This is a genomic window from Mycobacterium sp. Aquia_216 (assembly GCF_026723865.1).
Classification (GTDB): domain Bacteria; phylum Actinomycetota; class Actinomycetes; order Mycobacteriales; family Mycobacteriaceae; genus Mycobacterium.
On the sequence record NZ_CP113529.1, the window covers coordinates 173,503 to 186,422 of the forward strand.

14 protein-coding genes are annotated in these 12,920 nt (G+C 66.1%); 4 read left to right on the forward strand and 10 right to left on the reverse strand.

Annotation, left to right across the window (positions count from 1 at the left end; translation table 11 throughout):
- Positions 1-24: 24 nt before the first annotated feature.
- Positions 25-1,941 (forward strand): alanine racemase, encoded by a 1,917-nt coding sequence (locus OK015_RS00860; protein ID WP_268128544.1) that lies wholly within the window; start codon positions 25-27, stop codon positions 1,939-1,941.
- Here the strand turns inward: OK015_RS00860 and OK015_RS00865 are convergent.
- The 8 genes from OK015_RS00865 to OK015_RS00900 all read right to left on the reverse strand — a co-directional run bounded on the left by OK015_RS00865 (position 1,938) and on the right by OK015_RS00900 (position 7,870).
- Complete coding sequence (locus OK015_RS00865) at positions 1,938-2,204, reverse strand: hypothetical protein (RefSeq protein WP_268128545.1); 267 nt, start codon at positions 2,202-2,204, stop codon at positions 1,938-1,940. The two genes, OK015_RS00860 and OK015_RS00865, sit on opposite strands and share 4 nt — an antisense overlap.
- A 9-nt stretch (positions 2,205-2,213) precedes the next feature.
- Positions 2,214-2,684, reverse strand: a complete 471-nt coding sequence (locus OK015_RS00870) for a DUF350 domain-containing protein (protein ID WP_268128546.1) — start codon at positions 2,682-2,684, stop codon at positions 2,214-2,216.
- 32 nt (positions 2,685-2,716) lie between these two features.
- Positions 2,717-3,883, reverse strand: a complete 1,167-nt coding sequence (locus tag OK015_RS00875) for a glutathionylspermidine synthase family protein (protein ID WP_268128547.1) — start codon at positions 3,881-3,883, stop codon at positions 2,717-2,719.
- Positions 3,880-4,521: a hypothetical protein gene (locus tag OK015_RS00880; RefSeq protein ID WP_268128548.1), complete on the reverse strand. Its 642-nt coding sequence runs from the start codon at positions 4,519-4,521 to the stop codon at positions 3,880-3,882. The genes OK015_RS00875 and OK015_RS00880 overlap by 4 nt, the downstream gene beginning before the upstream one ends.
- Before the next feature lie 156 nt (positions 4,522-4,677).
- Positions 4,678-5,505, reverse strand: a complete 828-nt coding sequence (locus OK015_RS00885; protein ID WP_268128549.1) for an HAD family hydrolase — start codon at positions 5,503-5,505, stop codon at positions 4,678-4,680.
- A gap of 36 nt (positions 5,506-5,541) precedes the next feature.
- Entirely contained in the window at positions 5,542-6,327 is a 786-nt protein-coding gene (locus OK015_RS00890; protein WP_268128550.1) for a lysophospholipid acyltransferase family protein, read from the reverse strand.
- A gap of 13 nt (positions 6,328-6,340) precedes the next feature.
- The gene (locus tag OK015_RS00895) at positions 6,341-7,096 is read right to left on the reverse strand and encodes a lysophospholipid acyltransferase family protein (protein ID WP_268128551.1); all 756 of its coding nucleotides are present in this window, start codon (positions 7,094-7,096) and stop codon (positions 6,341-6,343) included.
- A gap of 6 nt (positions 7,097-7,102) precedes the next feature.
- Positions 7,103-7,870 carry a lysophospholipid acyltransferase family protein gene (locus tag OK015_RS00900; protein WP_268128552.1) on the reverse strand — a complete coding sequence of 256 codons (768 nt, stop codon included), beginning with the start codon at positions 7,868-7,870 and terminating at the stop codon, positions 7,103-7,105.
- A 60-nt stretch (positions 7,871-7,930) separates the two neighbouring features.
- Here OK015_RS00900 and OK015_RS00905 point away from each other — a divergent pair, with 60 nt between their 5' ends.
- From OK015_RS00905 to OK015_RS00915, 3 genes are all read left to right on the forward strand, one after another.
- Positions 7,931-8,656, forward strand: a complete 726-nt coding sequence (locus tag OK015_RS00905) for a phosphotransferase (protein ID WP_268128553.1) — start codon at positions 7,931-7,933, stop codon at positions 8,654-8,656.
- Positions 8,657-8,745: 89 nt separating this feature from the next.
- Positions 8,746-10,296, forward strand: a complete 1,551-nt coding sequence (locus OK015_RS00910; RefSeq protein ID WP_268128554.1) for an MBL fold metallo-hydrolase — start codon at positions 8,746-8,748, stop codon at positions 10,294-10,296.
- On the forward strand, positions 10,293-10,619 hold the full coding sequence (locus OK015_RS00915; RefSeq protein WP_268128555.1) for a hypothetical protein: 327 nt from the start codon (positions 10,293-10,295) through the stop codon (positions 10,617-10,619). Before OK015_RS00910 ends, OK015_RS00915 begins: the two co-directional genes overlap by 4 nt.
- Here the strand turns inward: OK015_RS00915 and OK015_RS00920 are convergent.
- Both OK015_RS00920 and OK015_RS00925 read right to left on the reverse strand, forming a co-directional pair.
- On the reverse strand, positions 10,616-12,184 hold the full coding sequence (locus OK015_RS00920; protein WP_268132371.1) for a phytoene desaturase family protein: 1,569 nt from the start codon (positions 12,182-12,184) through the stop codon (positions 10,616-10,618). The two genes, OK015_RS00915 and OK015_RS00920, sit on opposite strands and share 4 nt — an antisense overlap.
- Before the next feature lie 63 nt (positions 12,185-12,247).
- Positions 12,248-12,895 (reverse strand): TetR/AcrR family transcriptional regulator, encoded by a 648-nt coding sequence (locus tag OK015_RS00925; RefSeq protein ID WP_268128556.1) that lies wholly within the window; start codon positions 12,893-12,895, stop codon positions 12,248-12,250.
- Between the last annotated feature and the right edge of the window lie 25 nt (positions 12,896-12,920).

Sequence of the window (12,920 nt, forward strand, 5' to 3'; positions counted from 1 at the left end):
GCCTCGCGTACTAGTCTGCGACCTGTGCCCGAAACGCCCTACCTGAGCATCGATCTTGCTCAGGTGCGCAGGAACTTCCGGGCACTGCGCACCGCATTTCCGCAGGCGCAGATCCGCTACGCGGTCAAGGCGAACCCCGCGGAACCAGTCCTGCGCGTGCTGGCGGCGGAGGGGTCCGCATTCGACGTCGCCTCGGTCGGCGAGATCGACGTGTGCGAATCCGCCGGGATCGAGGGGCGGCTGCTCACATTCGGGAACACCGTGAAGAAGCCGGCCGACATCGCCCGCGCGTATGCATGCGGGGTTCGGCGGTTCGCGTTCGACACCGAGCAGGGCATGACGGCCATCGCGGAGCACGCTCCGGGCGCAGCGGTGGAATGCCGTATCGCACCGGACTTTCCGTCGTCGGTGACGCCGTTCGGGCACAAGTTCGGTTGTGCCCCGGATGCCGCCGCCCCGTTGCTGAGGCGTGCCGAGCGGCTGGGGCTGCAGCCGGAAGGCGTGTGCTTCCACGTCGGCTCACAGCAACTCGACGCCTCGGCATGGGAGCTGGGAATACGCAGTGCTGCTTCGATTTTCGAGGCGGTGAGCGAACTCAGCACGATCAACGTCGGCGGCGGGTACCCGCTGGCGTATGCGGTCGGCGCGCCGGATCTCGACGTGGTCGCCGCGGCCATCCAATCGGCGCTGGCCCGCTATTTCGGCACGAACCCGCCACAGCTGGCCGTCGAACCCGGACGGGCGATCGCGGGGTCGGCGGGCACGATCAGCTGCGAGGTGGTCGCGGTGCGCGCGGGCACCGATGCCCGGCGCTGGGTGTACCTCGACATCGGTCGCTACAGCGGTCTTGCCGAGACCGAGAACGAGTACATCCGCTACCGGCTTCGGACCGACCGCGACGGCGATCCAGTCGGCGATGCCGTTGTGGCCGGCCCCACGTGCGACGGCGACGACGTGCTGTACCAGCGCTATCCACTTCCGACCACGCTGCGGCCCGGCGACCGGGTCGAGATCGACGATACCGGCGCCTACACCGCGAGCTATGCATCGGTGGATTTCAACGGAATACCCCCGCTCCCAACCTATTTCGAGAAGCCTTCGGAGAACCGCTGGGAGATCCACGAACCACTGGCGCCTGGACTGATCCGGACCTGGGACCTCTCTCAGATCATCTGCGACGTCGACACCGGCTTCCAGAACCTGGTGATCGGCCGCACCCACCAGGGCATCGCGTTGTTCAGCGACGGCGAACGACAAAGCACCGAATTCAGTCAACTCGTCTACCACGAGGCGCTGCTGGTGCCGGCGCTGCTGCTGGCCGGCGAGGTCGACCGGGTACTCGTCATCGGCTCGGGCGAGGGCGTGGTCAGCCAGCTCGCGGTAGCAGCGGGGGCCACGCACGTCGATCACGTCGATATCGACCGCGAAGCGGTCCGGCTGTGCGCACGCCACCTTCCCTACGGTTACACCATGGACGAACTCAGCAGAGCCGAAACAGGATTCGGACCCGTAACCGTCCACTATTGCGACGGCTGGGAGTTTGTGGATCGGTCCGCCGCGGCATACGACATCGCGGTGATCGACCTGCCCGACGAGCGAACCGAGCACGCCCAGCACAACCGCCTCTACGGCGCCGATTTCCTGCGGCGCTGCCGCGACATCAGTCGCGTGGTCGTCGCTCAAGCCGGCTGCCCGACTGTGTGGCGCAACGAATCGCTGCGCTCGTCGTGGCGGCGATTCCGCGAAACCTTCAGCACCGTCGTCTATTTCGGCAGCGACGAGCACGAGTGGGCGTTTCTATCCGGGCTGACCGAAACCTACGACGACCCCGTTGCGGCGATGGCGGCGCGATTGCCGGCGCTCCACTACCGACCCGAAACCATCGACGCGGACACGCTGACCGCTTCCACCGTACCGCCGAAAAGCCTGCGGGCCCGCTAGATCGACCTTCGCGCGATGTCTTGCAGGATCGCCCTCATCTCGTCCCGGGTGGCCTTGCCCGACTCGCTCTCGGCCCTCGCCAACCTGATCAGCAGCCAACCCGAGAGCCCGACAAACCCGGCCAACAGGGTCTGATAGCCGTCGGGGCCCTCATTCAAGTATCCGTTCGCCCGACCGATCGCGAAATCGACATTGTCCGGTTCCGTCGTCCACGCCGTCATGACATCGACGGCAACGCGCAGCTGCTCACCCGCCTCAAACATGTTGTCGCTTCACAGAATCGCGACTGCCACCACGATGCCCAGCGCGACCTGCGCCGCGGCCACCATGAGTGCCTCGTAGTTGAACTCGTCAGCGTTGAACAACGCGTCCATGTCGATGCCGATCACCATGGTCGCGATCCGCATCATCACCACCTGGGCGATGATGCCCACCAGCCCGAAGACCGCCGATCCCACCAGCCCCTCGGCCAGTTTTCCGGATGACGAGTAGATCGCCAGTACCACGATCAGTGCCATGCTCACCATGCCTGCGGCGGACACGATGATCGCGTTCGGCTTTCCCGCGTTGACCATCTTGCGCAGCGGCCCGGGCGTGGTGAGGTCGATGGCGTAGAACCCGACCAGCATCAGCACCAGGCCGACGATCGCGTACAGAATGATGGCGCCCGCGCCCCGGCCGAGCACCGCCCAGTAACCGTGCTCCCAGTAGCCCGAATTCAGCGCCACGCTGGTCGTTGTCATCGATGTTCAACTCCGTTCACTTGCTAAGAAGTTCACTTCTGGGGGATCCGGTGTGGGACAAAGGCTGCGCCGTCGTCGGTGATCAGTCCCGCCGTCTCTCGGATACCGAGACCGGCCGCCGTATCGCCGACGATCCACGCACCCAGCGCGGGGCGCATGTCGTCGAATTCCGGCAACGGATCCAGCAGCTGATAGACGTATCCCTCTTCGCCGTAGACCCCGCCGGTGGCGGTCTCCATTCCGGCGCCGACCACGGTGATGTTCGCGCCTTCGCGCCCGAGCTTGGGTTTACGGACGTACTCGGTCAGCTCGTGCGGATCGTCGATATAGGCGGGCAACAGGTTTGGGTGCCCCGGATACATCTCCCACAAAATGCCGAGGATCGCCTTGTTGGACAACAACGTCTTCCACAGCGGTTCGATCCACGCCGTCTGCGGCAGGCTGGATACCACGTGTTTGCCAAACTCGTCGTCGAGCACCCATTCCCACGGGTAGAGCTTGAAGACGGCGTCGATCTGTGACTCCTCCAGATCGACGAAGCGCTCCAGGGCGGAGTCCCAGCCGAGGTCCTCGATCGTCAGCCCGATGGTCTGAAAACCCGCCTCCGCCGCGGTTTCCTGCAGATAGGTGGTCGTGATCTGGTCCTCACCCGTGGCTTCCACACCCGACCAGGCCAAGTGCAACGCGCTGCTGGGCAACAGATCCCGCAGCTGCTTCCAACGGTCGACGAGCTGTTCGTGCAATGAGTTCCACTGGTCGTCCTCGGGAAAGCAGTCCTTGAGCCAATACCATTGCAGGATCGCGGCTTCCAGCAGCGTCGTCGGTGTATCGGCGTTGTACTCGAGCAGTACCGCCGGCCGCCGGCCGTCGTAGCGTAAGTCGAAGCGCCCGTACACATGTGGGTCGGATCGGCGCCACGATTCGGCGATGGGTTGCCAACTCCATTCCGGCAGACCGAACTCGGCGAAGCGCTCCATCAGAACCACCTGCTCGACGGCGTTCAGGCACATCGAATGCAGGAGTTCGACGTCGGCTTCCAGCGCCAGGATCTCGTCCATGTCGAATTCGTAGCGGACCGATTCGTCCCAGTACGGCCGGTCCCGACCCCGCGCGTCGCGCGCGGGGGTCCCGTACACCAGGCCTTGCGATTCCACGATCGCCTGCCAGTTCGACCGCGGCTTCTGCCGGGCGCGCTTCATGATCCGCTGCCCTTGCCGCCGGACGAACCGCCAAGTCCGCCTCGCGAAATGGTGCTGCCGGACTTGGTGGTGATGTTGGCGCCCTTGGGGGCGACGGTGGTCCCGCCGCTCGGCCGCGAACCCACCGATCCCGAGCTGCCGTAGTAGTAGTGGTACTGGTGCCCGCCGTAGAAGAAGAATCCGTTAAGGCCTTCGGTGTGACCGGTACAGTAGCTGTCCGGCACGATGACCGGCTGACCGCTGGGGTCTTCCTGGACGCATTGAGCGGTGACGTTCGGCGTCGACAACATCCAATAACCCAGGCCGGCAACGAGACCCACCACGCCGACGGCCGCCGCGGCGCCCATCAACACCCGGCGCTGATGGCGCCGCTTTTCCTCGGCGGCCAGGCGCGCCTCTTCGAGCGCCTTCTGCTTCTTCGCGTACTTGTCCCGCGCCCGCAATTCGGCGGGCGTCGGCGGCCGCGGCTTGGTCGTCGCCGCATCCTGGAACTCAATGCTGCCGCGTGACGTTTGCTCAGCGGCCTCGTCGTCCTCGGGCTCGGGTTGCTCGGACTCGCCGCCGCCGGCCTGCCTCTCCGGCTCCGGCTTATCGTCCGCGGGCTCGCCGCCCTTCGGTGGCTCGTCTTCCGATACCACTACCGATCCTTCGACCCGGACAAATGGCCGCCGGCGGCACCCTCAGCCTCCGGACAAGCGAACACCTGACGAGGGGCGACGGACCGGAAGGCGGACACGCGGGCAGTCTGCCACATTTGCTACGGCTACGGCAGAGGACGGCGCCGGCTCGATCGGCTAACCCCACCAACGTTCCAGCACGCGTCCCACGCCATCCTCGCTGTTGCGCGCCGTGACCTCGTTGGCGATGGCGAGCACGTCGGGATGGGCATTGCCCATCGCCACCCCGTGACCCGCCCACCGCAGCATCGGAAGATCGTTGGGCATGTCTCCGAACGCCACCACCTGGCCGCTGACGATCTCCAGCGGCTTGGCGATCTCCGCGATGCCGGTGGCCTTGCTGATTCCCAGCGGCACGATCTCCACCAGCCCGTTGTTGGTGGAGTAGGTGATGTCGCCCTCGAGGCCGACGTGCTTGGCGAGTTCGGCGGCCATGTCTGCGCTACGGGCACCGGCCTGGCGGATCAACAGCTTGATGGCCGGCGCGCTGAGCAGGTCTTCGATCGACACCTCGGTGTTGTCCGGGTTCAGCCACGCGTGCTCATAGCCCGGCGAACTAATGAATTGCGGAGTCGCGGTGTCGTGGGCGCTCCGACCGATCCGCTCTACCGCCAGGCCGGCACCGGGGATGACGCGGGTCGCGAGCTCGGCCAATTCGGCCAGGGCGTCGACGGGCAGTGTGCGCGCCGAGATCACCCGGTCGCTGGCAGGGTCGTAGATGACGGCGCCGTTGGCGCACACCGCCATCGGGGCGAATCCCAGCTCGTCCACGATCGGACGTATCCACCGGGGCGGACGACCGGTTGCCACAACAAAATTGGCGCCGGCGGCGACGGCGGCGCGCACCGCATCACGAGTACGTGGGGTGATGGTTTCGTCGTCGTCGAACAAGGTGCCGTCGACATCGCAGGCGATGAGTGCCGGCCTCGGAGTCAGCCCCGTCATTGAGCGATCACTGAGACGATCCGCCCGTCCGGCCGGTCAATGCCGTCCGCTTTGCGGGTCTCCCGGACGGGTCACGCCGTCGGTCCCGTACTTGGCAATCCGCTCTTGCAGCTCGGCCAGCCGGATCGCCTGGGAATCCTCGCGGTTCGGCGCGCTGCCGCCCAGCCGGCGTGGCACCCAGTACTCCCCCTCGGGGTGCGGATACTCCTCTTGCACCCGGTAGAGCAGGGCGTTCATCGCGTCGCGCAGCGCGACGTTGAGTTGCTCGGGGCTGCCGAGTGGCGCAATCGGCCGTCCGGCGGCCACGGTGATCGGAACCTTGTTGCGGAACACCTTCTTTGGATGATCCTTGGGCCAAATCCGGTGGGCGCCCCACACAATCACCGGAATGATCGGCACTTGGGCGTCCAACGCCATGCGCGCCGCCCCGGTCTTGAATTCCCGGAGCTCGAAACTGCGGCTGATGGTGGCCTCTGGGTGCATCCCGATCAGTTCGCCGGCGCGTAGCCGCTGCACCGCCAGCGCGAAAGCATCCTGCCCGTTGCGGCGGTCCACCGGGATGAGCCTGGCGTGCTTGATCACATAGTCGACGGCCTTCACGTCAGCCATTTCGGCCTTGATCATGAAGTACATGCGCCGGCCCCGCTCCCGCGCCGCGAACAACGGCGGAAGCCAATCCAGGTAGCTGGTGTGGTTTTGGGCCAGCAGCGCACCGCCGCGTTGCGGAATGTTCTCGAGGCCGTGGAACGTGAACTTGGTCCCGTTCATCGCGACGAGCGGGGGCACGATCAACTCCCCGAATCGGTAGAACCGCTCTGCCATGTCTCTCCTTCGCCTAACGCGATTGGCCGGGGGCTCGATTCGCCGCCCGCGCGGCAGCCTCGTCAGCCTCGATCTGAGCCGCTTCGGCCATTGTCGGCGCCCCTCCGCCGAGCCGGTGCGGCACCCAATACTCCCCCGCCGGATGCGGATAATCGTGCTGAGCCTGGTGCAGCAGCTTGGTCATCGACTCGCGCAGCGCGTCGTCGGTCCGCGCGATGTCATTGTCGGCATGTAGCGGCGCGCCCACCTGCACGGTGATCGGCACCTTGTTGCGGCCTAGATCCCGGGGGTGATCCTTGGTCCAGAGCCGCTGTGCCCCCCAGACGATCACCGGGACGATCGGGGCGTCCGCTTCGATCGCCATGCGGGCGGCCCCGGTCTTGAACCCTTTCAGCTCGAAGCTGCGGCTGATGGTGGCTTCCGGATAGACCCCCACCAGCTCCCCCGCCCGTAACCGCTGCACGGCCACCGCATATGCACCCGCCCCGGCGTTTCGGTCCACCGGAATGGTGCCCGTGCGCTTGATCAGGAAGTTGACCACCTTCACCTGTTCCATCTCGGCCTTGATCATGAACCGCAGCCGGCGGCCGCGACGATGGATGGCCAGCGCGGCGGGCAACCAGTCGACATAGCTGGTGTGATTGATGGCGATCACGGCGCCGCCGCGCGCCGGGATGTTCTCGACCCCTCGGTAGCTGATCCTGGTGCCAGACGCCAAAATCGCCAGCTGGGTCAGGATCTCCAAGGTGCGATAGGTCGGCTCCACCATGGGCAGCTACTCCGGCGCCCCCGCGGCCTCGGCCCGCCGAGCCGCCCGCGCCGCCGCCTCTTCGGTGTCAAGGCGAGCCGCGTCAGCCAAAGACGGGGCGCCGCCGCCCAACCGGTGCGGCACCCAGAACTCACCGGCCGGGTGCGGTCCGTACTGCTCCTGGGCCCGTTCCAGCAATTGCTGCATCCGCGAGTGCAGCAGCCCTCGCAATTCCGGCACGTCCAGCGTCGGTTCGATCGGCTCGCCGACCAGCACCGTGATCGGCACCTTCGGGCGAGCGAGCTTTTTCGGGTGGCCCTTGGTCCAGATCCGCTGCGCACCCCAGACGATGTGCGGAACGATCGGAACCCCGGCCTCCACCGCCATCCGAGCGGCACCGCTCTTACATTCCTTGATCTCGAAACTGCGGCTGATGGTGGCTTCGGGATAGACGCCGACCAGCTCGCCGTCCTTGAGATTTCTGACGGCCGCTTCGTAGGACGCGGCCCCGTCTTGCCGATCCACCGGGATGTGCCGCAGGCTGCGCATGATCGGACCGGTGAACTTGTCGTCGAACACCTCTTGCTTGGCCATGAACCGCACTTTGCGGCCGAGGCCCTGCTTGTACGCCGGCAGACCAGCGAAGGTGAAGTCGAGGTAGCCGGTGTGGTTGATCGCGATGACCGCGCCGCCGCTGGTCGGCAGATGCTCGACGCCCGTGACGGTGATCTTCAGGCCCTGCATGCGCCAGATCGTGCGTGCGAGCAGGATCGCAGTGCCGTATACCGGTTCCACAGCTTGCCAGCCTAGTGCGCCCGGCTGTGAGCCGCCTGAAGTGGTGAAAAGAGGCCACCCGTGACCTACCCGTCGTCGCAGCCGCCGGCGCCCGCAATCGTCGGCGAGTTGGCCGACGGCCGGCCCGTGCGCGCGGTCTGGGTCAACGACGAGGGCGGGGTGACGTTCCGGCTGGACACGGGCCGTTCCGCCAGGGAGTTCGTCAAGGTAGCCGACGTGCCCGGCACCGACTTCGCCGCCGAAGCAGCGCGGCTGCGCTGGGCGGCCCGGTACGCGGCGGTGCCGCGGGTGCTGGGATTCGGTGTCGACGCGGACCGTGCCTGGCTGCACACCCGAGGGTTGCCGGGGCTTTCCGCGGTGCATCCAAGCTGGCAGCGGGTACCGGACGTGGCGGTGCGCGCAATCGGCGCCGGGCTACGCCAACTGCACGACGGATTGCCGACGCGCACATGCCCTTTCGATTGGTCGACGACCGGCCGGCTGGCCGCGCTCACCGCGGCCGCCCGGCTTCGCGTCGGCGAGGCGCCGCCGGTCGATCGGCTGGTGGTCTGTCACGGCGATGCGTGTGCCCCCAACACCCTGATCGGCGACAACGGTCGCTGTTGCGGGCACGTCGACGTCGGCGATCTCGGAGTGGCCGACCGATGGGCCGATCTCGCGGTCGCGACGCTCTCGTTGGGCTGGAACTATCCCGGCCGGAATTGGGAGCCGGAGTTCTTCACCGCCTACGGCGTCGAGCCGGACCCGGCCCGCATCGACTACTACCGGCGGCTGTGGCAGGCCTGATCCAATCCCGGCTCCAACCTCGGATGCCACCTCAGACAGCGCCTCACGCTAAGCTCGAAACGATTCCAAGAACCATTCGAGAGGCATTTGTGCAGGTCACGAGCGTAGGCCACGCAGGATTTCTGATCCAAACCCAGGCAGGCAGCATCCTGTGCGACCCCTGGGTCAATCCGGCCTACTTCGCGTCGTGGTTCCCATTCCCGGACAACACCGCACTGGACTGGGACGCTCTCGGCGACTGCGACTACCTGTATGTCTCACACCTGCACAAGGACCATTTCGACGCGAACCATCTGCGCGACCACGTCAACAAGGACGCGGTGGTGCTGCTGCCCGACTTCCCGGTGCCGGATCTTCGAAATGAACTGCAGAAGCTAGGGTTTCACCGATTCTTCGAGACCACCGACTCGGTCAAACACCACGTCAGCGGCCCCAAAGGCGATCTTGACGTCATGGTCATCGCGCTGCGGGCGCCCGCCGACGGCCCGATCGGCGACTCGGCCCTCGTCGTCTCCGACGGCGCGACAACGGTTTTCAACATGAACGACGCCCGACCGGTCGATTTGGACATGCTGGCAACTGAGTTCGGGCACATCGATGTGCACCTGCTGCAGTACTCCGGTGCGATCTGGTACCCAATGGTCTACGACATGCCGGCCCGGGCCAAGGAGTCGTTCGGCACCCAGAAACGGCAGCGCCAAATGGATCGCGCTCGCCAGTACATCGCCCAGGTAGACGCGACGTGGGTGGTGCCGTCCGCGGGACCGCCGTGCTTTTTGGACGCCGAGTTGCGTCACCTCAACGACGACCATGGGGACCCGGCCAACATCTTCCCCGACCAGATGGTGTTCCTGGACCAGATGCGCAGCCACGGGCATGACCGCGGTTTGCTGATGATCCCCGGTTCGGTCGCGGATTTCACTGGCACGTCATTGGATTCACTGCGACACCCGTTGCCTGACGACGAAGTGGAGGCCATCTTCACGACCGGCAAGGCCGCGTACATCGCCGACTATGCCGACCGGATGGCGCCGGTCTTGGCCGCGCAGCGGGCGAGCTGGGCCGCCGCGGCCGGCGAGCCGCTGTTGGAACCGCTGCGCGCCCTGTTCGAGCCGATCATGCTGCAAAGCGACGAGATCTGCGACGGCATCGGTTACCCCGTCGAGCTGGTGATCGGCCCGGAGACCGTAGTTCTCGACTTTCCGAAACGGATTGTGCGCGAACGTATTCCCCACGAAAAGGTCCGGTACGGCTTCGCCATCGCGCCGGAGTTGGTCCGCACCGTATTGCGCGATCGCGAGCCGGACTGGGTCAACACCATCTTCTTGTCCACGCGTTTCCAGGCCTGGCGAGTCGGCGGCTACAACGAGTACCTGTACACCTTCTTCAAATGCCTGACCGACGAGCGGATCGCCTACGCCGACGGCTGGTTCGCCGAAACTCACGATGACTCCGCATCGATCACCGTGAACGGCTGGGAGATCCAACGCCGTTGCCCCCACCTCAAGGCTGACCTGTCGAAATTCGGTGTGGTAGAAGGCGACACGCTGACCTGCAATCTGCACGGCTGGCAATGGCGACTGGATAACGGCCGGTGCCTGACCACCCGCGGTCACGAGCTGCGGAGCCGCCGGGCATGAGCAATACCTACGACGACGGCCTGGTGCAGCTGGATCGGGCAGCGATCACGTTGCAGCGCTATCACTTTCCCTCCGGCACGTCGAAGATCATCGCGCTGGACGCGATCCGCGGCTACCAGGCCCAGCCGTTGGGTTGGTTCACCGCCCGGTTCACCTTCTGGGGCGGCCCGGACCCGCGCTATTGGCTGCCGCTGGATGTGCAGCGGCCACTCAAGTCGACGCTGATCACGCTCGACGTTCCGGGAACGCGGCCGCGCCCGGGGTTCACCCCCGCGCGCCCGGCCGAGTTCATCGCCCTGCTGGACGCACTGCTGGCCCGCTAGCGATCCGCCAGCGCCGCACGAGCGGCGTTGTAGCCCGGGGTGAACGTGATCCCCGGTCCGCCGTGACAGCCCGCACTGCCCAGGTACAACCCCGTGATCGGGATCGGTTGACCGAGAAAGCCTTTCGGCCCGGGCCGGTTGGGGCCGATCTGGTTGGCATTCAACAAGCCGTGACAGTAGTCGCCGCCGGGGGCGCCGAACATCACCCCCATGTGCCTGGGCGTGAAGGTGGTGTGCCGGATGATGCTGCGCTCGAAATTCGGTGCGAGCCGGGTGATCTTGTCGATCACCCGCTGCCCCATCTCGACCTTGGCCTGCCCGTAATCCACATCGCCCTCGATCGGGAAAAACAGCGCGAATGCCGACGCGGCATGCTTGCCCTGGGGCGCCAGGTCCGGATCGTTCTGCGACGGGATCTGCAACACGACCGTCGGATCGGCCGGCACGATGCCACGTCGGGCGCCTTCCCACTGCTGCTGGACTTCTTCCGGTGTGCAGAACAGGCCGATCGAGGCCTGCATGGCAGGGTCGTTGAGCGCCTCGTAGGGCGCGGCGAAGGCGGGGGCTTCCTCCAGCGCGAAGTGCATCTGCAGATAACTTCCGCGGTGGTCGATGCGCGCATAACGTTCCCGGATATCGGCGGGCAGCGCGGCGGGATCGATCAACTCGTTGAGCGTGACGTCCGGCGCGATGCCGGACACGACGATCGGGGCGTTCAGCGTCTCCCCTGCCTCGGTGCGCACTCCGGTCACCCGCCCGTCGGCGACGAGAATCTCGGTCACCTTGGTACGCAACCGAACTTCACCGCCGTGGGTCTCCAGCACCTCGCGCAGATGCGCGGTGAGCGCGCCGATGCCACCCCGCAGCTTCTTCATCTGCATGGTGTCCCCGTTGGGAACGCCGAGTCCGAAGGCGAGCGCCGCCGCGCTACCCGGCGTGGACGGGCCGCGGTAGAGCGTGTTGACCGCCAGCACGGTCATCGAGCCGCGGATCGCGCCGTGTTTCTCGCGGTCGGGCAGGTAGCGGTCCAACACGTCGGTGACCGATCCGAACAACATGTCGTCGATCGCCGAGCGCTCGAATTCGTTGGTGGCACAGGCATACATCTCGTCGATGCTCTTGGGCGGCATTCCGGCTTCGAACCGGCCCAACGCGCGGATCGGCGCCTGGGCCCAACCCATCAGCCCCGCCATTCCGTTGACGGCGTCAGCGCCGTGGACCTCGTTGAGGTGGGTGAACAGCTTGATCGGATCGCTGTACTGAATGAGCGGATCGTCGCCGACACCACGCACTGCCACCGACATCACGTCCAAGTCGATCGTCGGCATGGTGTCCAGGCCCAGCTCGCTGACCACTTCGAGGGCCGTCGGGAACAGCACCGAACCGGCGATCTCGAACTGGTACCCGTCGAATAGCTCGACGGTGGAAGCCATGCCGCCCGCATACAGCTTGGGATCCAGGCACAGCGTGCGCAGTCCGGCCTTCTGCAGCAGCACCGCCGCGGTCAGCCCGTTATGCCCGGCACCGATAACTATCGCGTCAAACGTGGTTTCGCACCCAGTCATGTCCTGCCCTGTCATGTCCTGCCCTCCGGAAAGGAGGCTCGCACGCCCGCAAAGTTTTGTCAATTATGACGAAACTTTGCGGGCGCCGGCGCTGATCCAGGAGTCGGTGATGCCCGCTCGCAGGGACTCCAGCGCCGCGTGGCACACCCGCGCGAGTTCGCCGAGGGACCGGTCGTCGCCGTCCATCCAGACCTCCATCGCGCCGAACACCGCGGCGGCGATGCAGCGCGCGGTCACCGCGGTGTGCACCCGATGGTCGGCCGTCGGGTCCGCGGCACCGTTGCCCCCGTGGCTACGCCGTTGCAACTGGCCCTCAATGGCGTCGGCGAAGTCGGCCTGGACCTCCCGAATGTGGCGGACGATGCGACCGGGGTCGAGCTCGTCGTGGCGCAACGCCGCGATCTTGCTCACCGCGTCAACGTCGTACGGGAACGAGAAGATGGCCGACTGCACCGAGTCGATGATCGGCTCCTCGGCCGGTCTGGCATCCAGCGCCGCACGAAACCAGTGCAGGCCGGTGTAGTCGGCAAAGAGCAAGTCGTGCTTAGAACTGAAGTGCCGGTAGAACGTCCGCAGCGACACCCCGGCATCGGCGGCAATCTGCTCGGCCGAGGTGTCCTCGACGCCCTGGGCCAGGAATCGCACCACTGCTGCCTGGCGCAATGCTTCGCGCGTGCGTTCGCTGCGCGCCGTCTGAGCGGGCCTGACCATTTCAGTAAGGTACCAAGGCTTTGGC

What these genes read in the sequence shown, in the direction of transcription:
- OK015_RS00870 (WP_268128546.1), bottom strand. Translation starts at nt 2,684, where the DNA reads ATGACAACGACCAGCGTGGCGCTGAATTCGGGCTACTGGGAGCACGGT.
- OK015_RS00865 (WP_268128545.1), bottom strand. Translation starts at nt 2,204, where the DNA reads ATGTTTGAGGCGGGTGAGCAGCTGCGCGTTGCCGTCGATGTCATGACG.
- OK015_RS00890 (WP_268128550.1), bottom strand. Translation starts at nt 6,327, where the DNA reads ATGGCAGAGCGGTTCTACCGATTCGGGGAGTTGATCGTGCCCCCGCTC.
- OK015_RS00885 (WP_268128549.1), bottom strand. Translation starts at nt 5,505, where the DNA reads ATGACGGGGCTGACTCCGAGGCCGGCACTCATCGCCTGCGATGTCGAC.
- OK015_RS00895 (WP_268128551.1), bottom strand. Translation starts at nt 7,096, where the DNA reads ATGGTGGAGCCGACCTATCGCACCTTGGAGATCCTGACCCAGCTGGCG.
- OK015_RS00915 (WP_268128555.1), top strand. Translation starts at nt 10,293, where the DNA reads ATGAGCAATACCTACGACGACGGCCTGGTGCAGCTGGATCGGGCAGCG.
- OK015_RS00875 (WP_268128547.1), bottom strand. Translation starts at nt 3,883, where the DNA reads ATGAAGCGCGCCCGGCAGAAGCCGCGGTCGAACTGGCAGGCGATCGTG.
- OK015_RS00920 (WP_268132371.1), bottom strand. Translation starts at nt 12,184, where the DNA reads ATGACTGGGTGCGAAACCACGTTTGACGCGATAGTTATCGGTGCCGGG.
- OK015_RS00925 (WP_268128556.1), bottom strand. Translation starts at nt 12,895, where the DNA reads ATGGTCAGGCCCGCTCAGACGGCGCGCAGCGAACGCACGCGCGAAGCA.